This window comes from Pseudoalteromonas sp. H71, assembly GCF_001468485.1.
GTDB lineage: Bacteria > Pseudomonadota > Gammaproteobacteria > Enterobacterales > Alteromonadaceae > Pseudoalteromonas.
On the sequence record NZ_LODI01000013.1, the window covers coordinates 204548 to 227643 of the forward strand.

Annotated in this window: 18 protein-coding genes; 10 read left to right on the forward strand and 8 right to left on the reverse strand. The window is 39.0% G+C overall.

From position 1 onward, the window contains the following. Position 1: 1 nt before the first annotated feature. The gene (locus ATS71_RS08485) at positions 2 to 1216 is read right to left on the reverse strand and encodes an acetate kinase (RefSeq protein ID WP_058404432.1); all 1215 of its coding nucleotides are present in this window, start codon (positions 1214 to 1216) and stop codon (positions 2 to 4) included. A gap of 283 nt (positions 1217 to 1499) precedes the next feature. On the opposite strand from ATS71_RS08485, the gene yfbV reads away from it, so the two are divergent. Further along, positions 1500 to 1946: a terminus macrodomain insulation protein YfbV gene (yfbV, locus tag ATS71_RS08490; RefSeq protein ID WP_058404433.1), complete on the forward strand. Its 447-nt coding sequence runs from the start codon at positions 1500 to 1502 to the stop codon at positions 1944 to 1946. Between the two features lie 16 nt (positions 1947 to 1962). Here the strand turns inward: yfbV and ATS71_RS08495 are convergent, their stop codons facing one another. Genes ATS71_RS08495 through xthA form a run of 3 tightly spaced genes read right to left on the reverse strand, consistent with a single transcriptional unit; the run spans position 1963 to position 4216 of the window. Further along, positions 1963 to 2760, reverse strand: coding sequence for a putative RNA methyltransferase (locus ATS71_RS08495; RefSeq protein ID WP_058404434.1), 798 nt, complete (start codon positions 2758 to 2760; stop codon positions 1963 to 1965). After that, the gene (locus ATS71_RS08500; protein WP_058404435.1) at positions 2757 to 3404 is read right to left on the reverse strand and encodes an energy-coupling factor ABC transporter permease; all 648 of its coding nucleotides are present in this window, start codon (positions 3402 to 3404) and stop codon (positions 2757 to 2759) included. The genes ATS71_RS08495 and ATS71_RS08500 overlap by 4 nt, the downstream gene beginning before the upstream one ends. A 5-nt stretch (positions 3405 to 3409) precedes the next feature. After that, positions 3410 to 4216: an exodeoxyribonuclease III gene (gene xthA, locus ATS71_RS08505; protein WP_058404436.1), complete on the reverse strand. Its 807-nt coding sequence runs from the start codon at positions 4214 to 4216 to the stop codon at positions 3410 to 3412. 240 nt (positions 4217 to 4456) lie between these two features. Between xthA and ATS71_RS08510 the strand changes: the two genes are divergently transcribed. From ATS71_RS08510 to rluB, 4 genes are all read left to right on the forward strand, one after another. Further along, positions 4457 to 4888, forward strand: a complete 432-nt coding sequence (locus tag ATS71_RS08510) for a hypothetical protein (RefSeq protein WP_058404437.1) — start codon at positions 4457 to 4459, stop codon at positions 4886 to 4888. A gap of 218 nt (positions 4889 to 5106) precedes the next feature. Further along, on the forward strand, positions 5107 to 5628 hold the full coding sequence (locus ATS71_RS08515) for an EF-hand domain-containing protein (protein WP_058404438.1): 522 nt from the start codon (positions 5107 to 5109) through the stop codon (positions 5626 to 5628). Positions 5629 to 5977: 349 nt separating this feature from the next. Further along, positions 5978 to 6568 (forward strand): SMC-Scp complex subunit ScpB, encoded by a 591-nt coding sequence (gene scpB, locus ATS71_RS08520; protein WP_058404439.1) that lies wholly within the window; start codon positions 5978 to 5980, stop codon positions 6566 to 6568. Beyond that, complete coding sequence (rluB, locus tag ATS71_RS08525; RefSeq protein WP_058404440.1) at positions 6565 to 7434, forward strand: 23S rRNA pseudouridine(2605) synthase RluB; 870 nt, start codon at positions 6565 to 6567, stop codon at positions 7432 to 7434. The genes scpB and rluB overlap by 4 nt, the downstream gene beginning before the upstream one ends. Before the next feature lie 71 nt (positions 7435 to 7505). On the opposite strand, the gene ATS71_RS08530 is transcribed toward rluB, so the two are convergent. Further along, positions 7506 to 8252, reverse strand: a complete 747-nt coding sequence (locus tag ATS71_RS08530; RefSeq protein WP_058404441.1) for a YciK family oxidoreductase — start codon at positions 8250 to 8252, stop codon at positions 7506 to 7508. A 206-nt stretch (positions 8253 to 8458) separates the two neighbouring features. On the opposite strand from ATS71_RS08530, the gene ATS71_RS08535 reads away from it, so the two are divergent. Together ATS71_RS08535 and sohB are read left to right on the forward strand one after the other, a co-directional pair. Next, on the forward strand, positions 8459 to 10888 hold the full coding sequence (locus ATS71_RS08535) for a VolA/Pla-1 family phospholipase (protein ID WP_058404442.1): 2430 nt from the start codon (positions 8459 to 8461) through the stop codon (positions 10886 to 10888). A 102-nt stretch (positions 10889 to 10990) separates the two neighbouring features. Continuing rightward, positions 10991 to 12007 carry a protease SohB gene (gene sohB / locus ATS71_RS08540; protein WP_058404443.1) on the forward strand — a complete coding sequence of 339 codons (1017 nt, stop codon included), beginning with the start codon at positions 10991 to 10993 and terminating at the stop codon, positions 12005 to 12007. Between the two features lie 77 nt (positions 12008 to 12084). On the opposite strand, the gene ATS71_RS08545 is transcribed toward sohB, so the two are convergent. After that, positions 12085 to 13416 carry a dicarboxylate/amino acid:cation symporter gene (locus ATS71_RS08545; protein WP_010557477.1) on the reverse strand — a complete coding sequence of 444 codons (1332 nt, stop codon included), beginning with the start codon at positions 13414 to 13416 and terminating at the stop codon, positions 12085 to 12087. Positions 13417 to 13607: 191 nt separating this feature from the next. On the opposite strand from ATS71_RS08545, the gene ATS71_RS08550 reads away from it, so the two are divergent. Together ATS71_RS08550 and topA are read left to right on the forward strand one after the other, a co-directional pair. Further along, positions 13608 to 16958 carry an invasin domain 3-containing protein gene (locus tag ATS71_RS08550; RefSeq protein ID WP_058404444.1) on the forward strand — a complete coding sequence of 1117 codons (3351 nt, stop codon included), beginning with the start codon at positions 13608 to 13610 and terminating at the stop codon, positions 16956 to 16958. A gap of 244 nt (positions 16959 to 17202) precedes the next feature. Further along, on the forward strand, positions 17203 to 19911 hold the full coding sequence (gene topA / locus ATS71_RS08555) for a type I DNA topoisomerase (protein WP_058404445.1): 2709 nt from the start codon (positions 17203 to 17205) through the stop codon (positions 19909 to 19911). Between the two features lie 158 nt (positions 19912 to 20069). Here topA and ATS71_RS08560 read toward each other — a convergent pair whose 3' ends face one another. Then, positions 20070 to 20312, reverse strand: a complete 243-nt coding sequence (locus ATS71_RS08560) for a hypothetical protein (RefSeq protein WP_058404446.1) — start codon at positions 20310 to 20312, stop codon at positions 20070 to 20072. Between the two features lie 231 nt (positions 20313 to 20543). Here ATS71_RS08560 and ATS71_RS08565 point away from each other — a divergent pair, with 231 nt between their 5' ends. Then, the gene (locus ATS71_RS08565; RefSeq protein ID WP_058404447.1) at positions 20544 to 21098 is read left to right on the forward strand and encodes a TIGR00645 family protein; all 555 of its coding nucleotides are present in this window, start codon (positions 20544 to 20546) and stop codon (positions 21096 to 21098) included. Between the two features lie 68 nt (positions 21099 to 21166). On the opposite strand, the gene ATS71_RS08570 is transcribed toward ATS71_RS08565, so the two are convergent. Beyond that, entirely contained in the window at positions 21167 to 22789 is a 1623-nt protein-coding gene (locus ATS71_RS08570) for an alpha-glucosidase family protein (RefSeq protein ID WP_058404448.1), read from the reverse strand. Between the last annotated feature and the right edge of the window lie 307 nt (positions 22790 to 23096).

The following is a 23096-nucleotide window of genomic DNA, read 5'->3' on the forward strand; positions in this document are numbered from 1 at the left end:
ATTAAAGCTCCTTAACAATGTTTGCAGAGTCTAGGGCGATGACCCATTCCTCATTTGTTGGCATAACAACACTTTTGATACGAGAGTGTTCTGTGCTGATCACACCTTGTTGGCCAAAGCGAGCATCTAAGTTTGCTTGTGCGTCACATTCTATGCCTAAAAAGCCAAGTTGAGTGATCACTTTTTTACGTATGATATCTGAGTTTTCTCCAATGCCGCCGGTGAAAATGAGTGCATCAAGACGCTGCAAAGGCACCATGTACGACGCAATTTGCTTAGATAAACGATAGCAAAACATATCTAAGGCTAAAGTTGCTTGTTCATTTCCTGCTACAGCGGCTTCTTCAATAGTACGGCAATCGTTAGAAAGTTCGCTAATGCCTAATAAGCCACTTTTTTGATTAAGTAGGTCATCTATTTGCTGCGCACTATAATCAAGTTGCGTCGTTAAAAAGTTAAATAAGCCAGGGTCAATATCGCCACTGCGAGTGCCCATTACTAACCCTTCAAGGGGGGTTAGGCCCATACTTGTATCAACACTATTACCATTTTTAATCGCACATACTGAGCAACCATTACCCAAATGAGCACTTATAAAATTGCTTTTTTCAATAGGTTGGTTAAGTAATTTTGCTGTTTGGCCGGCAACATAAAAATGGCTTGTGCCGTGAAAGCCATAGCGTCTAACACCAAACTCGGTATATAAATTGTAAGGTAGGGCATAAAGGTATGCGACTTTGTCCATTGTTTGGTGAAAAGCGGTGTCGAATACGGCAATTTGAGGCAAGCCTTTAAACGAGGCTTGCGCTGACGAAATACCCAGTAAGTTAGCATGCCCATGAAGCGGTGCAAGCGTAGCCGCTTGAGTGATGCTTTCAATTACTTTGTCGTTAATTAATACTGATTTAGTGAAATGTTCACCACCATGAACAACACGGTGACCCACAGCGATTAGCTGTTCATCTAGTTTATGATCTTTTATTAACGTTACTAACGTATCAATTGCCTCAGCATGAGCTTGATTCGGCGTTAAATCAATGAGGGTTTTAACTCCCTTGAATTTATACTTTACCGACGGAGTTGCTGCACCTAAACGTTCTGCTAAACCAGATATTATTTCATTACCGGTGTTTGCATCAATAATGGCAAATTTTAAACTTGAGCTACCACAATTTAGTACTAAAACATGTTGTGGTTTAGGAGCAGGTGTTGGCATAGATTTGATTTCCATAAATAAAGTTTAGTCAGTGAACGTTAAGCTATTTTGTTACACTAATACATTAATAAAGCGGCTAAAGTGGGTTATTAAGTAAGGCTATCAATAAGCTACTTTAGGCTTTTATTTTAAACCATCTGCTGTATTTAGTTTAGTGTTTTGCATAATTTAACAGCAAAATTAAGCACTTTTACTGATTAAGTGAAACCATATGAATTTGTGTTACAATTTATTGAGCGCAAGCCCATTTATATATTGAATAAAGTTAATGTGAGGAGTCATGATGCAAAAAAGTGTGATGTCACAAGTTCAAATTGGCCGACAGTACGCAAAACAATGGCCAATGCGAAAAGAGCTCGCTCCGTTGTTTAGTGAGTTCAGAGTTATTAAAGCAACAGAACTGGCTATCACGGTTATGCCGATACTTGCTATGTTAACGTTGTTTTTTCAACTTAATTATTTGGGGCCTGATTTTTTACCTCAAGCTATTGCCAGTGCATTATTCTTCATCTCACTACCTTTACAAGGTTTATTATGGCTAGGGAAACGTGCGCAAACACCACTAGACCCTGTTATGCAAAACTGGTACAAAGAGCTTCACACAAAAATGGTCGCTAATGGGTATCAAGCCAAACTAAGTGAAAAGAAGCCTCGCTATTTAGAATTAGCGCATTTACTTAAAGATATGTTCGAAAAAATGGATAAAGCGTTTACTAAAGAACAGTTTTAACAAACGCTAGCGTTAATCATGCTTTCTTAAATTGCGTAATATAAAATGACAAAGTCACTAGGTGGTCACCTTTTTCTTCTAGGGCCTGCCAATGTTCAGGTCTAAATTTCCACGCAAACGGTGTCATCATAATCAGGTTTTTAAGATCATTAATACTCAGTGTAACTTGCTCAGTGATTAAATCTTGGTTCGTTTCAGTAAAACCCTCAGGTACATCTACTTTCGTATGCTCGTTTACTGTTTGGTAAATATAAGCTTTTAACTCTTTTAGATGCCATGGGCCCGGGCTTGCGACCACAAGCGTGGCATTTGGTTTAGCGAGTCTATCAAGCTCTTTAGAAAATAAAGGCGCAAATACACTTATCAGTATATCAGCAAACTCTTTTTTAAACGGTGCCTGGCTGATTGAAGCCACACTAAAATGGCAATGAGCATATCGCTTTGCGGCATATTTAATAGCTGATTTTGAAATATCTACACCATAAATATTTGCTTGTGTGTTATCTGCAATAGCATGAGTGTAAAACCCTTCACCGCACCCTAAATCAATAATATTATTACCTTGTAAACGGCTGACAATATCGCTGAGTGCTTGTTGTAAAAACGCATAATAGCCTTGCTCTAAAAAAGTACGTCTTGCCTGTACCATTTCAAGTGAGTCACCGGGCTGTTTAGAGTTTTTGTTTTGAACAGGGAGTAAGTTAACGTAGCCTTCTTTCGCAAAGTCAAAACTATGATTGTTTTCACAACGCAGCGAATTTAAAGAGTGTGATAGCGATTTGCTACATAAAGGGCATTGATATTCAAGACTCATGAGTCAAGGTAGTCCTTGTCGTAAAAAGTTTTAACCCAATGGGGACGGTAAGTGATTAAGATAGTGATAGCCATTCCATTTAACATGGCTTCTGGAAACCAAATTATAGCACTTAAAGAAACGTAATTGTCTGTAAGTTCTGGCCAATTGTACTGGCCTAAAAAGAAATAAAAGAGGGCACCCAAACTTATTTTGATACATGCTATAAACCCTGCAGTTATAAAAGCACAAACAAATATATATACAAAAAAATGCCGCGGTAAATAGTGATAGCATAAAATAAAACTTAAATAACTCAGCAATATGGGAATAAAAGCGCCAATAAGTAACTGTACAGGTAAAAGGTTAAAACTAACCTGCCCAAATGAAAACAACAAAGCACTTGCTAGTAGGCTACTCAAAATGGCTAGCCGCCAGCCCACTATTAATGTAGCTGCGGTAATACCCAGTATATGTAAGTCTAGGCCGGTTAAAATACCGGCTTTAATGCGCCAAAGTAATGCAAACACAAGGGCACAGGCTAATACGCCTGTCTGTCTAGCTGGGGTTCTATAAAGCGATTTATAGGTGTTTTTATCAAAACTGAAAATCGCAATAGTAACTACAAGGACCCACAACAGCCCTTGTATTTCAGTGTTTAACATTATGGCTACTTAAACGTTGACCAAATAGGCGCATGATCTGATGGCTTTTCGATCGCGCGAAGCTCATAATCTATTCCAGACTCAGTGCAACGCTCAGCAAGTGAATGGGTTGCAAGCACCACATCAATTCGCAGGCCGCGATTATCTAAAAAGCCTTTAGAGCGGTAATCAAACCATGAATATTGATCGTTCACCTCGGGGTAGAGTTCTCTGAATGTATCTTTGAACCCCCAATCTAGAAGTGTTGCTAGCCATTGACGTTCTTCTGGTTGGAAAGAGCACTTACCTGTTTTTAACCAGCGTTTAGCGTTTACCTCGCCAATACCTATGTCCAGGTCTGTAGGGGATATATTTATGTCACCCATAACAACCACATCTTGTTCGGGAGAAAGGTGTGTATTTAAGTGGGTCATCAAATCTTTATAAAATTGACGTTTATACGGGAATTTAGTTTCGTGGCTAATGTTATCGCCTTGCGGGAAATAACCATTCATAACTGTAATGTCGCGGCCGCTATCTTGTTCAATAGTGACACTGATCATACGCTTTTGCGACTCCTCAGTGTCGGTAGCAAACCCTTTTAAGACCGATTTTGGCTCTTTTTTGCATAACATAGCTACGCCGTAATGTGCTTTTTGACCATGAAAGTAGACGTGGTAACCCATTTTTTGAACATCGTCTAATGGAAACGCTTCATCATGAACTTTAATTTCTTGTAAGCCAATTACGTCTGGTTGATGCTTATCAATAACAGCTTGTAATTGGTGAAGACGAGCACGCAGACCATTGATATTGAAAGAAATCACTTTCATTCGATTTACCTTTAAATTAGTGCTTATTTTAATGGTAAATTGTATCAGTAATTTAGCTTATATAACATGTCTGAAATGACAAAATAGCTGCGCAAATGTTGATCAAATGCTGGTGAAAGTTTAAACATTGTTAATGTTGTATTAATTTATAAAATAAATAAAAAATTCAATTGATCTGCACAATATTGGCTATATAATGCGCGCAAATTCATTGGCAAACTCGTTCACATAGGATCTCTCATGAAAGCACAATTATTTTTAGCGGCAACATTATTAGTATCTTCTTCTGTTTCAGCTCAAAGTAACACTTACTTTAGTCAAGACAACTCAATTGAGTCTAAATTGTGTGTATTAAGCGCAAACGAAGGTTTTTCTGCGGCACGTAAATTAGCAGCTAAGCACAACGTTTACTTATCGCGCTTTTCACAAAGCATTATGTGTAACGGTCAAGATATTCGCGATATTGCAAAAAAAGATTCAACAAACAACATAATTGAAAACAAAGTAGAAGTGTTTGCTAAAGACGCTCAACAAGAAACTCAACTATGTATGACTGCACTAAAGCAAGGTTTAGCGCCAGTACGCCAAAAAATCGGTAACTTAAACTCGCTAAAATGTAATGGTCAAAAAGTTACTGATTTTGTTAAGCGTTACCAAAATGCTGCAATTTAATTAGTACAACAAGAATTAACGAGAGCCCAGCTTTTAAAGCTGGGCTTTTTTTTGCAAAATTTACAAGGTTGATTGAAAAGGTTTCAAGGCTAACGTATTGAAATAGAATGAAAAACATACGGCCAACTTGCAAGTTATTGAAATTTATATTTATTTCATTTTGGCATTAGACTTGTATTAGTTATTGTGACATTTACTAACAACGAAGGACACGTCTTATGAAAAAGTTAACATTAGCAACAACTATCCTAGCAACATTAAGTTTAGCGGCCTGTGCGTCTAATCAAGGTCTTGATAAAATAGATAGCGACTTTGCAAGTCTAGACAACGATAGTGATGGTTTTATTTCAAAAGTTGAAGCTGACGATGATAATATTTGGGGGCATTTTTCTAATATCGACACTAATATGGATGAAGAAATTAGTCGTAAAGAATTCAATGCCTACATGCAATTAAATACTGGTAAAGTTGCTACTGACAGTGATGTGAGCGAATCAGCTTTTAAAGCAAATATTGCTAAATTTGATAAAATTGAAAGTAGCTTTGCAAGTTTAGATAACGACAGTAATGGTTACATATCAGTTGTTGAAGGTAACGACGACGATATTTCTAACCACTTTGGTTACATGGACAAAAACAAAGATAAACGAATTAGTAAAAACGAGTTTACGGGTTACATAAAGAAATATGGTAAAGCCGTAGCTGAAGATGATGCATTAAAAGTAATTAAACACAGCTAACTGTGATTTAGTTTTAAAACAGCAAGCCAGTTATAGTAACTGGCTTTTTTTATGGGTAAAGCTCAGTAAGCGCTTATCTTTCCAGGTTGAAATTACAGCAATCTGTTTGGTATTTAGGCAAAATAGAGTCTACTTAGTGTGGTTATTCCCTATAAATTGGCTACAACACAGGAGCCGTTATCGAGCCCACAAAGTTAAAAACTTTGCGCCGAATTAATCAACCCCTAATTTAAACCCATCTTCATTCGTAAAGATAATAGACCTAATAAAATTACTAGATATATTTTCCTAGTTAGTGCTTATTCTGTCATAATAGATGGCTGTGTATTTTTATTTATTAAGAGTGTATATGGCTGGGCGGCGAATTAGTGATGAGCAGTTAGTTGAAATCATTGAAGCTGCAATTTTTGTTGCAGACAAACCCATAAGTAAACGCCATATTAAAGACACTGTTTTAATGGATATTGCAATTTCTATGTCACGAATAAACCATGCCATAGAAACGATACAAACACATTTTCAAACCCGTGGTATCCGCCTTGTTGAAGTGGGCAGTGGTTATCGATTTCAAGCGTGTAGCAGTTTAAGTCCTTGGTTGAGTAACCTTTGGCAAGAACGAGCGCCTAAATACTCACGTGCTTTATTGGAAACACTATCACTTATTGCCTATCGTCAACCCATTACACGTGGCGAAATTGAGCAAGTAAGAGGGGTAACAACGGGTTCGAATATAATTAAAACCTTACTCGAAAGAGAGTGGGTTAAAGTAGTAGGGCATAAAGAGGTACCGGGTAAACCCGCTTTATACGCCACAACTAAACAATTTTTAGATTATTTTTCATTAACGGGTTTAGAAAACTTACCTGCGTTACCTGCGCAACAAGAAAGTAAAATAGACCAGTTATTAAGTGATCCTTCTGTGAGAGAACCATCCGAATGAATGTACAAGGTGAAAAGTTACAAAAAGTCCTAGCCAGAGCTGGTGTAGGCTCGCGCCGTGAAATGGAAAAATACATTGACGCAAATCGTGTTAGTGTTAACGGCAAAGTCGCTAAACTCGGTGACCGCGTTGAAGAAACCGATTTAATTCGAGTAGACGGTCATACCGTAAAAATTGAAGAGAAAGCAGACAGAATTTGTCGTGTGATAATGTACAACAAACCAGAGGGAGAATTGAGTACACGCAAAGACCCTGAAGGTCGTCGTACTGTATTTGACAGACTACCTCGTATTGATGGCGATCGTTGGATAGCTGTAGGCCGACTCGATGTAAATACATCTGGTTTAATGTTGTTTACTAATGATGGTGAATTAGCAAATCGTTTAATGCACCCAAGTTATGAAGTTGAGCGTGAGTATTCTTCGCGTGTGTTTGGTGAAGTAACAAACGAAACACTTAAAAACTTGATGCGCGGCGTAGAACTTGAAGATGGTCCTGCAAAGTTTACGAATATTAAACCACTAGGTGGTGAAGGAATTAACCGTTGGTTTAATGTAACGTTAAATGAAGGGCGTAACCGCGAAGTTCGTCGTTTGTGGCAATCTCAAGATGTTGAAGTGTCGCGTCTTATCCGTATTCGTTACGGTAAGTTAGAGCTCGACAAGCGCGTTCCACAAGGTGGTTGGGTTGAATACGACTTAGATACCGTTAACTATTTACGTAAAACGGTCAAGTTAGGTCGTGAAACGCAAACTAAACTTTCAGTTATGCCAGAGAAACGTAAAGACAAACGCGCTAAAATTAATCAAATTAGAAAAGCAGTTAAAAAGCACAATCAACGTGTTAAGTCGACTAAACGTAAGTAACATTTTAACGTTCATAAAAAAGCCGCATTGTTGCGGCTTTTTTTATTTAGGCTATTAAAAATTAATACCTGTTACTTTTTTATTTGTGCATCTAATGACTTGCCATTGACTGCAGTTGAATCATCACTCATTAAATATAAGTAAGTAGGCATTATGCTTTCAGGCGTTGCCAACTTATCTCTATCTTCACCCGGGTATGCCGATGCGCGCATTGATGTACGTGTGGCGCCTGGATTAATACAGTTTACGCGAATGTTTGTTTTACCTACTTCACAAGCCCACGTTTGCATCATACCTTCAACTGCAAACTTAGAGATGGCATAGGGCCCCCAAAACTCACGCCCTTTTCGACCAACACCTGATGAGGTGAAAACAATAGACGCGTAGTCTGATTTACGCATTACGGGGAATAATGCTTTGGTGATCATTGCTTGAGCTGTCACATTAACTTTCATGATGTTCTCAAACGTAGATGAACAAAAATGCTCTAGTGGCCCAAGAGAGCCAAGTATGCCTGCATTATTTAGAAGCCCGTCTAAACGGCCAAACTGATTTTCAATAGTCGCAGCAAGATCACGATAATTTTGTTTTGTCGCGCCCTTTAAGTCCATTGGTACAATTGCAGGTTTAGGATACCCGGCATTCACAATTTCATCGTATACGCATTCAAGTTTATTTGTTGTTTTACCTAATAAAATGACTGTAGCACCATGTTTGGCATAAGTAATAGCCGCTACTCGGCCAATACCATCGCCCGCGCCGGTGATTAAAATAACTTTATCGTTTAATGCATTTTCAGCTGCTTGATAAGTGTGCATAAAAGTACCAATTGATAGATTTTTTTTGATTTTAACATAGCAAATCGACAAGTAATCGAATTTATTGAAAAATTAGGTGGCGAAAAAAGAAACTTTACGTTAAGTTTAACTGGTCTAATGTCTCATTAATAATCTGATTACATTGTTTTAACTTGATACACTGATTAAACACACTATAAAAATAAAATATGTTCGGAGTCACCAATATGAAGAAAATGCTACTTTCACTCTCTGTCACTGCTGCTTTAGCAGGTTGTGGCGGCGGAGAAACGTTAGAAGATGTTAAGAATGAAACCGCTACAGTAGTACCCATGGCCACGGTTAGCTTTGACCCCGCCAACGGTGTAATTTCTGTTCCCAACGATTTATTAATGAGCGGCACCCAAGATGGTACTTTAAACATCCCGGGTGAGCTAGATGACGATAATGTATCTATCCCAAGAGCAGCTTATGCTGACCCTCAGCTTGCGCTAGGTGCACTTGACGGCTGGTCGTCTCAGGTTCCTTATAAAGTTGATTTGACATTTCCACCCACTGTATCACTTGACGAAGCGTCAGCTGGAACACCAGGCAGCGTAAGAATTTTTGAAGTAATAATGGGTGCAAGCTTAACAGATGCAGAATGTTCTGTTGCTCCAGCAGGCGCTGCTTGTAAGCTAGTAGGTGAATTAACATTTGGTGTTGATTTTGTTACTCAAGCTTCTGGAAATGCCGTTGCGATTATTCCTCTTAAGCCTTTTAAGGCAGGTAGTTCGTACATTAACGTTCTAACTACGGGTCTTAAAGATTCAATGGGTCGCTCTATTGCACCGTCGTCTACTTATGGTTTAGTGAAACAAGAAGCGCCATTAATTACCGAATCTCAACTGGCATTGCAAGGTGCTGTAAATAGTTACGAGAATGTAGTTGTAAGCTCTGGTGATATTTCAAAAGAAGATATTATTTTCTCCGGCGCAATGACAATTCAGTCAGCGGGTCCGGTACTTGGCACAATAAAAAATCTATTGGCTGCAAGTTTACAGAACGACGCTTTGCCTACACCTGCACTTCAAGTTCCTGAACAACCAATGGTTAATGTGCAACAAGTGTTTGCATCTCAGGGTGTAACGGTATCGGCTGCGTTTTCAGGCGTTCAATATCAAAAAGGTAGCATTATGTTACCTATGTACCTTGGTACGCCAACAGGCACAGATATTAGCGATTTAAACGACACATATTGGCAAGGTATGTGTGATAACGCTGTAGCTCTTCAGGGTTACAAAGCAGTTGCAGGTGATGCATTTCCAACTGATCCTATCAGTGAAAACGATGGGTTATGTTCGGCACTGAGTGGCGGACAGTTACGTGATTTAGGTATCGATAGTACACGTCATTTAACAAAATATAACTCAATTCCTAAAGTACAAAGCATGGCTAACGTGCCAGTACAAATGACTAAGCCAATTTTACCAATTATTAACGGTGTGCGCGCGCAGCTACAGTTACCTGCAATTGAAATGCCTGAAGGTGGTTGGCCTGTTGTTATGATGCAACATGGTATTACAACCAACAAAGAAAGTATGCTTGCATTAACTGCTCAGCTTTCTATTCAAGGTTTTGCAACGGTTGCAATTGATCATCCTCGCCATGGTGAACGAGGTGTAGATGTTGACGGTGATGGTAACGACGACTTTAATGCAACAACCGGTTCAGTACTTAGTTACATGAATTTAAGTTCTTTATTAGTTGCACGTGATAGTTTGCGCCAATCTGCTGCAGATTTATTAGGTTTACGTTTAGGTTTAAACTTTTTGCAAGATGCAACTATTAACAGCCAAGATGTTACTTACATTGGACATTCACTAGGCTCTATTGTTGCTCCTGCGTTTATTGCACAGGCTAACAATCCATTAGCGCCGACTGTTGACCCATTATTTAATGTAAACACAGTGGCTCTTGCAAGTGGCGGTGGTGGTATTGCTAGCTTCTTATTAGAATCAGCAGCATTTGGCCCGTTTATTCAAGGCTCTGTACTTTCTCAAGCTGGTACAACTGAAGCTGATGAGTTTAATGCCTTCTTGCAAGGTGATGCAGTTTCTAACTGTGGCGCTACACTACCCGATATGGAAGCATACTTAACGTGTGGTTATAACGAATACATTGCGTCTATTACAACGGCAGGTGAAACAGCCAAGCTTACTAACATTCAAGGCGTGTTTACGCAGTTTGCGTTTGCTTCTCAAACAGCATTAGACAGTGGTGACCCAACTAATTACGCAGCAGCGGTACAAGCGTTGGGTACACCTGTTTATACTAATGTGGTAGTGGGTGACGGCGGTGAAAACAAGCCGGATCAAGTTATTCCACCAATGGCTGCTAACAATCCTATTTCTGGTACAATTCCACTTGCTAATTTTATGGGATTAGAAACAGTAAGCACGACGCAGGCAATGACAGAAACACCATCTAGCTACTTAGTTAAATTTTCTAAGGGTCATCATGGTTCTATTTTGACACCTGCACAAGATGCTGCACAGTCATCTACTGCAGAGGGTAGTGCTGCTGCAAATGCTGAAATGCAAATGCAAGTTGCTGTTTATTTAGCTACTCGCGGTCGTACGTTATTAGTAACAAACAGTGATGTTGTTACTGACTAAACATACGCTCTAAAACATATCTAATACAAAGCCACTTTAAAGTGGCTTTTTTTTGCTTAAAAGCATGATAAATTAGCGTAAATTTAAAATCGGAGAAATCAGTTGGAATTTTTATACGAATACGGTTTGTTTTTTGCCAAAACAGTTACCTTTGTTATCGCGGTAGGACTTATTTTAATGATGCTTGTTGGCGCTGCTGTAAAGCCAAAAGCAAAAAAGGGTGAAATACAAATTGATGATGTATCGGCTCAGCTGAGTGAGCTTAAAGAAAATTTTTTACAAAATACATTAAGTAAAAAAGAACTTAAAGTGCACGATAAAGAGCGTAAAGCGCTCGACAAAAAGTCAGATAAAGAAGGTGCAAAACCTCGTCTTTATGTTATTGATTTTATTGGGAGTATGGATGCTCATGAAGTTGAAAGTTTAAGAGAAGAAATTACAGCAATCATTTCAATTTCAGATCCTAAAAAAGATAAAGTCCTAATTCGCTTGGAAAGTGGCGGCGGAGTAGTACATGGTTATGGGCTTGCTGCATCGCAATTGCAGCGCATTAAATCAGCAGGAATACCGCTGAGTGTGTCTATTGATAAAGTAGCAGCAAGTGGTGGTTACATGATGGCTTGTGTTGCTGATGAAATACTAGCAGCACCTTTTGCTATAGTTGGGTCTATTGGCGTAATAGCGCAAATTCCAAATTTTAATAAAATTTTGAAAAAAAATGATGTTGAGTTTGAACAAATTACTGCAGGTGAGTTTAAACGAACTTTAACCCTTTTTGGTGAGAACACAGACAAAGCACGCGAAAAATTTCGTGATGAAATAGAACAAACGCATGATTTATTTAAAACCTTTGTTAGTTCACAGCGTCCGAGTTTAGATATAGACCAAGTTGCAACGGGTGAGCATTGGTTTGCAACACAAGCAATAGACAAAGGCCTAGTTGACGTTATTAAAACAAGTGACGATGCATTACTTGAACAGCAATACGAACGTCAAATTTATAATGTTAAGTACAAAGTAAAAAAAGGACTAAGCGATAAATTTGCGCTTGGGCTAAGTAGTGGCGTAAATAAAATAGGGGTAAACTTAATATCTAAGTTTAAATCGCTAAACCCGTAGATGTTCTTACAAAAATGTTAAGCATAAAAAACCCTGATAATTATCAGGGTTTATTTACACCATAAAATGCATGGCAATTAGTCAATTGACTTATGGTAATCTTCTAAATCTTTTGCGGCATTAGGGTCGTTAAATATAGTTTCATCTAACTCACCTTCGCTTTTAGCAACCGCACAGGTAACCATACAATCGCCTGTAACATTGACAGCGGTGCGAGTCATATCTAACAGTCTATCTACGCCAATAATTATGGCAATGCCCTCTACCGGCAAGCCCACTTGATTAAGCACCATCGCAAGCATTATTAAACCAACCCCAGGTACACCTGCCGTACCGACGGACGCAAGTGTGGCTGTTAAAATTACCATTAAGTAATCAGACACCGTTAAATCAACGGCAAAAACTTGTGCAATAAATACCGTAGCCACACCCTGCATGATTGCAGTGCCGTCCATATTAATGGTTGCACCTAGCGGAATAGTAAATGAAGCTACAGAATTACTGGCACCTAACTTTTTAGTTGCTGTTTCAAGTGTTATTGGCATGGTTGCACTAGAGCTTGATGTACTAAAGGCAAATAAACACGTGTGTTTCATTTTTGCTAAGAAAGTAGCAGGGTTTAAGCCGGTAAGGAGTTTTAATAACAAGGTGTAGTTTACAAAGGCATGAAACAATAGCGCTAATACAACAACACCAAAGTATTTAGCTAAACTTACAATCAAATTAAGTTCAATGGTAGTAAATAGTTTGGCCATTAAAAAGAAAACACCGTAAGGGGCAATGTTCATTAGTAACGTTACTAACTTTAAGATAACGGTGTTCAAATCTTCAAAAACAGCTGCAACACGTTTACCTGCTGAGCCACTTAAAGCCATAGCAATACCAAATAGCAATGCAAACACAATTACTTGCAACATGTTACCTTTTGCCATCGCTTCAAAAGGATTAGTAGGAAACATATCAATAATAACGCGCGCAAGGGTTGGGGCTTCTTTTGCATCGTAACTTGCCTGAGATGGCAAGCCAATGCCTTCACCTGGGTTAAATAATAAGGCAAGAGTCATAGCCACGGTTATGGCTATCGCTGTTGTAATCAAATACAGCCCAATTGATTTACCACCTAAACGGCCTAATTTTTTTGGGTCGCTTAAGCTGCAGGTTCCACATACCAACGACACAAAAACAAGAGGAACAACGAGCATTTTAAGGCTAGCAATAAATATTTGACCGCCGACATGAAAAATACCGTCAACAAAAAATGCTTTAATTGGCAAAGAGAATAACCCAAGAGGGATTAGATAATCGTCTTGACCAGCTAAGATTGCTTGAAATATAAAACCAACTGTAACACCGAGCACCATACCAATCATGATGCGAGTAGTTAAACTTAACGTACCGATTTTTGACATACACCGAATCTACTTTTTATAAATTTGCCATAGACTACCAGTAAGAAATTATTTACTACAGAAAAAATTAGTATTTACACGAAATATTTTTGTACAAAAAAGTAATAAAAAACTGTGATTTTAGACTAAGTTATAGGTTAATATGAGGTAAACAACATATTGTTAATAATAACAACGCTAGGGAGAGGTTCATGCCTTTAATGCGACTACTTGGCATTTCATTGCTCAGTTTATTACTCACAGCCTGTGGTGGCGGTGGATCAATTGAAAAAAGCGGTACAGTTGGTGGCACTGATACAGACACAGATACAACAACCTATACATTAACGCTTCAAGGGTTCTCTCAAGCAGACGCAACGCAATCAAATACTGTCACAAATACAGCTTCGTTAGATTTACGTGCAACCCTAAAAGACAATGATGGCGCTGTTGTTGCTGGCAAACGCATCACGTTCACGTTGGCCGATGATATTGGGGGTTTAAACCCTGATTCAGCGCTGACGCAAAATGATGGTATAGCAACAATCGAATTAAGTGCAGGCTCAGAGGCGGGTGCTGGTGAAGTTACTGCCACATATAATGGCGATGATGAAACATATACAGCCACATTTGCATTTCAGTCAACGGGTGGTCAAGGTGACGACACTGGCGTGAGTGGTTCAACAACATTAGAAGTCAAAATTGTTGACCAAAATGGTGAAAAATTCACCAGTACAAACCCAGTCACGGCAGATAACACCGGTGTTGTTGTTGCAACGTTAAAATCAGATGGTGTAGCAGTTGCAGATAAGCTTATTTCTTTTGGCACTAATTTTACAGGTGTTATAACGCCTGAGCTTGGCACTGCAATCACAGATGACTCGGGTGAAGCACGCGTCACATTAGGTAGTGGTGTAGCAACAGGTGCAGGCCAAGTTGTAGCTAGTTATTCTCCAGCAAGTGGTACAAACGTAAGTAATACAGCTGTTTTTTACTCATCGGGTGATGGGGCTGCGCAAGATGAAGCGCAATTTTCAGTTTCCATAAAACTACTTACAGGTTGTAATGCGGATTGGGATGATAACCGCAGCAATGTTAAATTAGATCCGTTATCTGTAGCGTCTGGTTGTACTGTAACCAACAGCATTTCATCTTCTGAATTGGGTGAATTATTTGTCGAGGTCACTAACGAGCAAAGTGGCGAAGGCAGTAAAAACGCGCTTGTAAATATTGAAACTAATTTAGGTACGATTCTACCTTCTTCGGGTACTGCTTTAACTGATAACTTTGGTATTGCACTATTAAAACTTCAGCCAGGTAATACCGGTGGGGCAGGAACTGTTACGGCAACGGCTCTAGATGAAAGTGCATCTTTAAATTTTGCAGTAGGTATTGCAAACTTAACGCTTAGCGTTGATAACGGATTGAATACCAATGATGACGGGAGTGTAATACCACTTAAAGCAGGTGGTAGTACTGTCATTGAAGTAACGCTTACAGACGAAAACGGAAACTTATATTTAACGGCTACTGACGTTGAATTTAGCTCTACCTGTGCAGTTGCCGGTGAGTCTGTAATTGATGACAGCGTAAAATCGTCAAATGGTATTGCTACAGCAACTTACAGAGCAACAGGTTGTAACATTGACGATGATGTAACAATTACTGTTGAAACAGGCGGTCAAAACTTTACTGAATCAACGGTTATTCCAGTAGAAAGCTCTGCAGTACAATCTATTCAATTTGTAGATGTAAGCGAGACATTTATAGCATTACCACCAGGCGAAGGTGGTTTACCAACGCAATCAATCGTTACGTTTAAATTACTTGATGCTGATAATATAGCGTCTTCTCAGCAACGAATAGATTTTAAATTAACTGATTCAGTGGGCGCTGCAAACTTAACGCTTACCAGTGGCAATACCGATAATGAAGGGCTAGTACAAACGACTGTAACCTCAGGTATTGTGCCGGGGCCTTTAGTTGTTAAAGCGTGTTATGTATCTAAAGACGATGTTAAAGCACTGCCCGAAGGTGATGATTTAACGTGTTGGGTTGATGACTTTGAATTGTGTCAAACTGATCCTGGCAATGAAATTTGCCCTGAAGGTACATTAAATTTAATCCCACTTTCTGAACAAATTAGTTCTGTATCTGCGCAGCTTACGCTTGCTTCAGGTGTGACTGATCAAAACAGCTTTGATTTAAGCCCAACTACATTTAATACTAATTCACTTTACTACAACGGTATTATTACTGATTTAACTGTATTTTTTGGTGATCAGTTTAATAATTATAACGGCGATGGTGTAGAGGCAACGGTTCTTTCAGAGGCTGGCGTAGTTGGTTCGTCAAGTAACGAAGAGACATGTAAAACAAATGACGCTACTTGTGTCGTCACGTGGCGCTCACAAGGCGACCGCCCATTCGAAGATTACAAATGGGGTAACAGAATCGGTGAAATTGATGGCAATGCGTCGACAACTGAAGGTATTAACCCTAAAACAGGCCAAATTAACTGTGACCCATACTTTGGTGCAGCTGCACCGTGTATTAATGGTATTACACGCGCTAAAAATGACGAAAACGGCGTAGTAATGGGCGGGCGCGTAAGTGTGCTTGCAGTTACCAAAGGCCAAGAGAACTTTGTAGATGAACAATCAACTGATGGCGTAAAACGCACGAATGGCTTATTCGATATAGGTGAATACTACGCAAGTTATGATTTACCTGAAGCCTTTATTGACCACAATGAAAACAATAGCTTTGATAAAGCGGATTGTAGCGATGCTCGCGGCGATGATTACGATCCAGTAACAGATGCTTGTTCAGAGTTAAACTCGCGTGGTGGTCATAACGAAACGTGGCGTGATTTAGACAATGACGGAATTTACGATGCCGCTGACGGCCTATACAATGGTTTATTATGTAGTGAAGCTGCAAATGCTGCCGGTGAATGTTCGCGCGAGTTGGTTGAGGTTCGTAAAAACATTGAACTAGTTATGTCAGGTGATGAACCCTACGTGCGTTTCTCTGTTGTTAAAACGGATGCATTACCAGCGCCATTTGAAGTATTTGTGCCCGCTGATTGTTCAAGTTCAGTCTCTGGTAACAGAACATTTGTAGAGTTAGAGGAGTCGGATGTATCTCAGCGTTGTGATGTTGCTGCTATCGACTTATCGGTTAATAATGTCGAAATCGCTAATCCTGATTTCGATCCTAATGATCCTGACGAAACAGACCCTGAAACACTCACTGTAGACATAGGTTTAACTTCAATGGCTGTGCGTATTCACTATACAGATGAATTTGGTAATCCATTACCTGCAAACACAGTGGTATCTTTAACGACGAGTAATGGCGATCTTTCTATCATTCGTCATAGTGAAACAATACCGAATACCAATACAGATAAGCCTATGTACTCGGACGTATTAATTTCACGAGAGACAGACGGTAACGACCAAACAAGCGGTGTTTTAACCATCACGTTTGAATTTGAAAACCAATTAGGGGCTAGTAAAACCGTTTCGACAGGCATCACTATTTTTGATGATGTTTAAGTTATTGAAAAAAATGCCAACCTTTAGGTTGGCATTTTTCATTGTGTTCTATATATTCCACAGCAATTATTCTAAAAACATCAGTTTGTCTAAATTAGCAACAAAAATTGTTCGTTTATTCAGTAAATACTGAAAAGTTTGTATTAAAAGCTTGTAACAACTAGTGTTTGTAGATATACCTATAAATATTCGCACCGCTAATGCGGTAAACACATTTTCAATATTTGGTTAGAAATAGGCAACTATGGGCAAATCGCTAGTAATTGTAGAGTCACCTGCTAAGGCTAAAACAATTAATAAATACTTAGGTAATGACTTTATCGTAAAGTCCAGTATTGGGCATGTACGAGACTTACCTACCTCAGGTTCGAGCAAAGCAAAAGTGCCGGCAACTAAAACGCCAGCAGAAGTGCGTAAAATGCCACCGGATGAGAAAGCAGCGTATAAACAGCAACGAGATTACACTAACTTAGTTGCACGTATGGGGATTGATCCTGAAAAAGGCTGGCAGCCTCATTACGAAATCCTACCGGGTAAAGAAAAGGTTGTTCAAGAATTACAAAAGCTGGCAGAAAAAGCAGACCAAATATACCTCGCAACGGATTTGGATAGAGAAGGGGAAGCAATTGCTTGGCACCTTCAAGAAATCATCGGTGGTGAGCCAGAAAAGTATAAACGCGTTGTTTTTAACGAAATTACTAAAAATGCCATCCAACAAGCGTTTGAAACACCGGGTGAACTAAATACTGACATGGTATTTGCTCAGCAAACACGTCGTTTTTTAGACCGTGTTGTTGGCTTTATGGTATCGCCGCTTTTATGGGCAAAAGTAGCGCGTGGATTATCGGCAGGGCGAGTGCAGTCAGTTGCAGTGCGATTACTCGTAGAACGAGAGCGTGAAATTAAAGCGTTTATCCCAGAAGAGTTTTGGGATATTCATGCAGATGTTACAAATACTGAGTCAGCATTACGTTTAGAAGTCACTAAACAAGCAGACAAGCCGTTTAAGCCTGTAAACGAAGCACAAATCAAAGAGGCAGTAAAAAGCCTTGAGAATGCCGAATACAAAGTTGTTAACGTTGAAGAAAAACCAAGCAAAAGTCGCCCAAGTGCACCTTTAATCACATCAACAATGCAACAAGCCGCCAGTACACGTTTAGGTTATGGTGTTAAAAAGACCATGATGCTAGCTCAGCGATTGTATGAAGGTGGTTATATTACTTATATGCGTACCGATTCAACTAACTTATCTAAAGATGCGGTTGAGATGTGTCGTGAATACGTGACAGAACAATTTGGTGCAAAGTATTTACCAAAAGAGCCAATTAACTACAGCTCAAAAGGAAACGCCCAAGAAGCGCATGAAGCTATTCGTCCTTCAAGCGTTACCGTGTTGTCTGGACACCTAGAAGGTGTAGATGCCGATGCTAAAAAACTTTACGAGTTAATATGGCGTCAATTTGTAGCGTGTCAAATGGTGCCTGCAGAGTACGATTTAACAACCTTGACTGTTGCGGCTAATGATTTTCAACTTAAAGCTAAAGGGCGTGTACTTCGTTTTGATGGTTGGACTAAAGTACAACCTGCTGTTCGTAAAAAGAACGAAGAAGATCAATCACTTCCTGCTGTTACTATGGGCGAAACATTGACACTTGTCGAACTTGATCCTAAGCAACACTTTACTAAACCGCCAGCGCGCTTTAGCGAAGCAAGTTTAGTTAAAGAGCTAGAAAAACGAGGAATAGGTCGTCCTTCTACATATGCCTCAATTATTTCTACAATCCAAGACCGTGGCTATGTACGCGTAGAAAACCGTCGTTTCTTTGCTGAAAAAATGGGGGAGATTGTTACTGACCGTCTAGTTGAAAATTTTACCGACTTAATGAACTTCGACTTCACGGCAAAAATGGAAGGCCGTTTAGATGACATAGCTGAAGGTGAACGTGTTTGGACGCAAGTCCTTGATAAGTTTTACGCTGACTTTTCAACACAATTAACTATTGCAAAAGACGAACCAGAACAAGGTGGCATGCGTCTTAATGAAATGGTTGAAACTGATATAGAATGCCCTACATGTAGTCGTAAAATGGGTATTCGAACTGCTTCAACTGGAGTGTTTTTAGGGTGTACGGGTTATAACCTACCACCTAAAGAACGTTGCACAACTACTATGAATTTAGTGTCGGGCGATGAAGCGGTAGCCGCTGACGTTGAAGACGAAGAAACAGAAAAATTAATGCAAATGAAGCGCTGTCCTATTTGTGAAACAGCGATGGATTCGTATTTAATTGATGAGACCCGCAAGTTACATGTATGTGGTAACAACCCAGCGTGTAAAGGGCATATTGTTGAGCAAGGCACGTTTAAGATTAAAGGCTATGACGGCCCAATTATTGAGTGTGATAAATGTGGCTCAGACATGGAACTTAAATCTGGACGTTTTGGTAAATACTTTGGCTGTAATAACGAAGAGTGTAAAAATACACGTAAGTTACTAAAAAATGGTGAAGCTGCTCCGCCTAAAGAAGATCCAGTTCATATTCCTGAATTAGAATGTGAAAAATCGGAAGCTTATTTTGTATTACGTGATGGTGCTGCGGGTATATTTTTAGCTGCAAATACATTCCCTAAATCGCGTGAAACTCGAGCGCCTAAGGTTGAAGAGTTAAAACGTTTTAGAGACCGTATATCCCCTAAATTTTACTATTTAGCTGACGCGCCAGCTCAAGACCCTGATGGTAATCTTGCTGTTGTACGCTACAGCCGTAAAAACAAAGCGCAGTATGTTATGACTGAAATTGACGGTAAAGCAACTGGTTGGACTGCTCATTATGAAGCAGGTAAATGGGTAGAGGAAGCCAAGAAAAAAGCGGCACCTAAAAAGAAAGCAGCTGCTAAAAAAGCCCCAGCTAAGGCAAAACCTAAAGCAAAAGCAAAAAAAGATGAAGAGTAAATAAAACTAGGTAGTAACACTTTATCGTTACAAAAACCGGAATGCACAGCCTGTGTCTATTCCGGTTTTTTTATGCTTAGTAATTGTGTTCGCAACGGCTTTTTGGCTGTTCAATCAACTAAGCATAGCTAACCTTAAATTACAGTTTTGAGTCAGCGTTAAATCTTTACAGACGTTACTTTTTGATAGCCTTCAGATTCAAGCTCATCATTTACACAATTTAAAACATATGCGTAAAGGTCTTCATTCATTACATCGTCGTCTTTAGCCCAGTTAACGCACATCTCAGTGTACTCTTTTATCATTTGCGATGAAGCTACTGGTGTGTCGTCTGCTACTGAGTATGTTGCATATACTGCAAATAGTGACGCTGTTAATGATGCAAGTAATGCTTTTTTCATTCGTTTATTCCTAAAAAAATGGTTTCATAACGGTTATTGTCGCTACAAAACAAAGGTGCCCAAGCAGAACGCTTCTGTTGGTATGCTGAATTTAATCGAATTTTAAATAAAAGATAACGAAAAATATTTATCGTAAAGATAAGTTTATTTATAGGCCGTTTTTTTTATAATTATTTGTATAAGCTTAATTAATACGTTAATGTCGCCTATTTTTAATATATAGAATAACAAATGACACCTAACACGCCCGATACACCTAAAAAAAGCATTCAATCAACCAATAAAATAGAGCATGCATTGGAGTCATTTATTTTTAAAGGCCGTTGGTTGTTAGCGCCTTTTTTTGTTGGCCTTTTGTTTGCGGTTATTTTGTTATTGATTAAATTTTTTAAACAACTGTATTTAATGGGGATTGCTACTTTTACAGCATCAAACCAAGATTTACTGGTAGGTATATTGACGCTAGTTGATACAGCGTTGCTCGCAGGCCTTTTGTTGATTATTATTTTCAGTGGATACGAAAATTTTGTATCTAAGCTGGGCATAGATAATCACGAAGATAAGCCATCTTGGATGGGCAAAGTAGGGTTTTCAGGGCTTAAAATGAAGCTGATCAGCGCAATTGTTGCAATATCAGCTGTTGAACTCTTAAAAGTGTTTATAAATTCAGAGGCACATTCAAACGACGAGCTACTCTGGAAAGTAATAATCCACGTTACTTTTGTGATGTCGGGCGTGTTGTTTGCATTTACTGACTACCTTAATAGTAAAACCCACAATCATTAATTTACCTACAAAAAAGCCCATGTCATTACATGGGCTTTTTGTTTTCACTAATTAGTGGTTAGTATCAATTAGCACGTTGCGTAATAGCATGCATACGGCGCTAATAGTAATTGCTCGTTCTCTATGTGGCCTTTGTGATGACTAAGCTCACCAAACTCTGTAGAGATAACAGTTGGCAGCGATAAGGCTGCTTCAGCGCCACTTAAATTAAAAACACATAACATCTTTTCATTTTCGAATGTTCTGTAAAAAGCAAGAACAGGCTCATGTGTGTTAATAAATTCAATATCACCTTCAAGTAACACGGGCTTTGTTTTTCGCCATGCCATAAACTCACGATAAGCATTTAAAATAGAATTACTATCAAGAGTTTGCTGTTTTACTGATTGCTGCTTATGCTGCTCGTCTACTGGCAGCCATGGCTTAGTTTCGCTAAAGCCTGCATGTTGTAAACTTGCATTATCCCATGGCATAGGCGTTCTACAACCATCACGGCCTTTAAAGTTAGGCCAAAAGGTTATTCCATAAGGGTCTTGCAGATCTTCAAAGGCTACGCTTGCTTCGCCTAAGCCTAATTCTTCACCCTGGTACATACACACACTACCGCGTAAAGATGCGAGTAGGGCGGTGAGCATTTTACATTGCTGTGAATTAATTTCGCCATTTTGGCTCCAACGGCTTGCTACACGTTCAACATCGTGATTACTAAATGCCCAACATGGCCAGCCTTCTGTCATCCCTTTTTCAAGGGTTTGCACCGTTGTTCTTATATACTCACTTGAATAATCGTTAGTTAAAAGTTCAAAGCTATAACCCATATGCAGCTTATCACCGCCTTGTGTGTACTCTGCCATCGTGGCTAAAGAGTCCTCTGACGAAATTTCACCTAGTGATACAGTGCCAGGGTATTTATTAAGTAACGCACGAATATCTTGCATAAACTCAATATTTTCAGGTTGGGTATTATTGTAGTAGTGGTATTGAAATGCGTAAGGGTTGTCTTCACTGAAACCACGGCCTTGGCGTTTTTCTTTTGGTTTAGCAGGGTTATCACGAAGCTGCGCATCATGATAACAAAAGTTAATGGCATCGAGTCTAAAACCATCAACACCTTTTTTAAGCCAAAACTCAACGTTATCTAGCACTGCTTTTCTAACATCTGGGTTATGAAAATTTAAATCGGGTTGTTCAGTTAAAAAGTTATGAAGGTAGTATTGCCCTCTGCGTGGTTCCCATTGCCACGCACCGCCGCCAAAAATTGACAACCAGTTATTTGGTGCTGTGCCGTCTTCTTTAGAGTCAGCCCACACATACCAATCGGCTTTATCGTTATTTTGGTTTTCACGGCTGTCTAAAAACCATTGATGTTGATCTGACGTGTGGCTTAAAACCTGATCGATAATAATTTTAATATCGCGGTCGTGTGCTTGCTCAATAAGCTCGTCGAAGTCGTTTAAATTGCCAAATAAAGGATCAATATCACGGTAGTCACTAATATCGTAACCAAAATCTTTCATAGGAGATTTAAAAAATGGCGAAATCCAAATTGCATCAACACCTAAGCTCTTAATATAATCAATACGATTAATTATTCCTCTTAAATCACCAATACCGTCGTTGTTGCTATCTTGAAAGCTACGCGGGTAAACTTGATAAATAACCGCACCTTTATACCACTGCTTTTGGGCCATGCTTTTCTCCGTCATTCCAAACAGTTTTTTAAATTCTTATATGTGATTATGATGAATCACGTTATTTTCAAAAAGCATACGTGAAGGCCGAGATACTGTAAAAAGACTGCATACGTATGCACAAAAATAAGCATGTTTGAGTTACTTCAAAAAATAGATATTTAGTGTCAATTAAGCGTTATAACTAAATTAAACCTGTTTACCAATTGCGTTTAATAAAAAAGAAACATGGCATAGCACCTCGCCAGTGCATATTTTTACTGGATTGCACTATAATAGTGATTGTATGTAATGGTCTTACCAATTT

Excerpts from the sequence above, each read along its gene's own strand:
- ATS71_RS08485 (WP_058404432.1), bottom strand. The coding sequence starts at position 1,216 with ATGCCAACACCTGCTCCTAAACCACAACATGTTTTAGTACTAAATTGT.
- ATS71_RS08560 (WP_058404446.1), bottom strand. The coding sequence starts at position 20,312 with ATGAAAAAAGCATTACTTGCATCATTAACAGCGTCACTATTTGCAGTA.
- ATS71_RS08550 (WP_058404444.1), top strand. The coding sequence starts at position 13,608 with ATGCCTTTAATGCGACTACTTGGCATTTCATTGCTCAGTTTATTACTC.
- ATS71_RS08565 (WP_058404447.1), top strand. The coding sequence starts at position 20,544 with ATGACACCTAACACGCCCGATACACCTAAAAAAAGCATTCAATCAACC.
- ATS71_RS08510 (WP_058404437.1), top strand. The coding sequence starts at position 4,457 with ATGAAAGCACAATTATTTTTAGCGGCAACATTATTAGTATCTTCTTCT.
- ATS71_RS08500 (WP_058404435.1), bottom strand. The coding sequence starts at position 3,404 with ATGTTAAACACTGAAATACAAGGGCTGTTGTGGGTCCTTGTAGTTACT.
- ATS71_RS08515 (WP_058404438.1), top strand. The coding sequence starts at position 5,107 with ATGAAAAAGTTAACATTAGCAACAACTATCCTAGCAACATTAAGTTTA.
- ATS71_RS08570 (WP_058404448.1), bottom strand. The coding sequence starts at position 22,789 with ATGGCCCAAAAGCAGTGGTATAAAGGTGCGGTTATTTATCAAGTTTAC.
- ATS71_RS08495 (WP_058404434.1), bottom strand. The coding sequence starts at position 2,760 with ATGAGTCTTGAATATCAATGCCCTTTATGTAGCAAATCGCTATCACAC.
- ATS71_RS08545 (WP_010557477.1), bottom strand. The coding sequence starts at position 13,416 with ATGTCAAAAATCGGTACGTTAAGTTTAACTACTCGCATCATGATTGGT.
- yfbV (WP_058404433.1), top strand. The coding sequence starts at position 1,500 with ATGCAAAAAAGTGTGATGTCACAAGTTCAAATTGGCCGACAGTACGCA.
- scpB (WP_058404439.1), top strand. The coding sequence starts at position 5,978 with ATGGCTGGGCGGCGAATTAGTGATGAGCAGTTAGTTGAAATCATTGAA.
- topA (WP_058404445.1), top strand. The coding sequence starts at position 17,203 with ATGGGCAAATCGCTAGTAATTGTAGAGTCACCTGCTAAGGCTAAAACA.
- ATS71_RS08530 (WP_058404441.1), bottom strand. The coding sequence starts at position 8,252 with ATGCACACTTATCAAGCAGCTGAAAATGCATTAAACGATAAAGTTATT.
- xthA (WP_058404436.1), bottom strand. The coding sequence starts at position 4,216 with ATGAAAGTGATTTCTTTCAATATCAATGGTCTGCGTGCTCGTCTTCAC.
- rluB (WP_058404440.1), top strand. The coding sequence starts at position 6,565 with ATGAATGTACAAGGTGAAAAGTTACAAAAAGTCCTAGCCAGAGCTGGT.
- ATS71_RS08535 (WP_058404442.1), top strand. The coding sequence starts at position 8,459 with ATGAAGAAAATGCTACTTTCACTCTCTGTCACTGCTGCTTTAGCAGGT.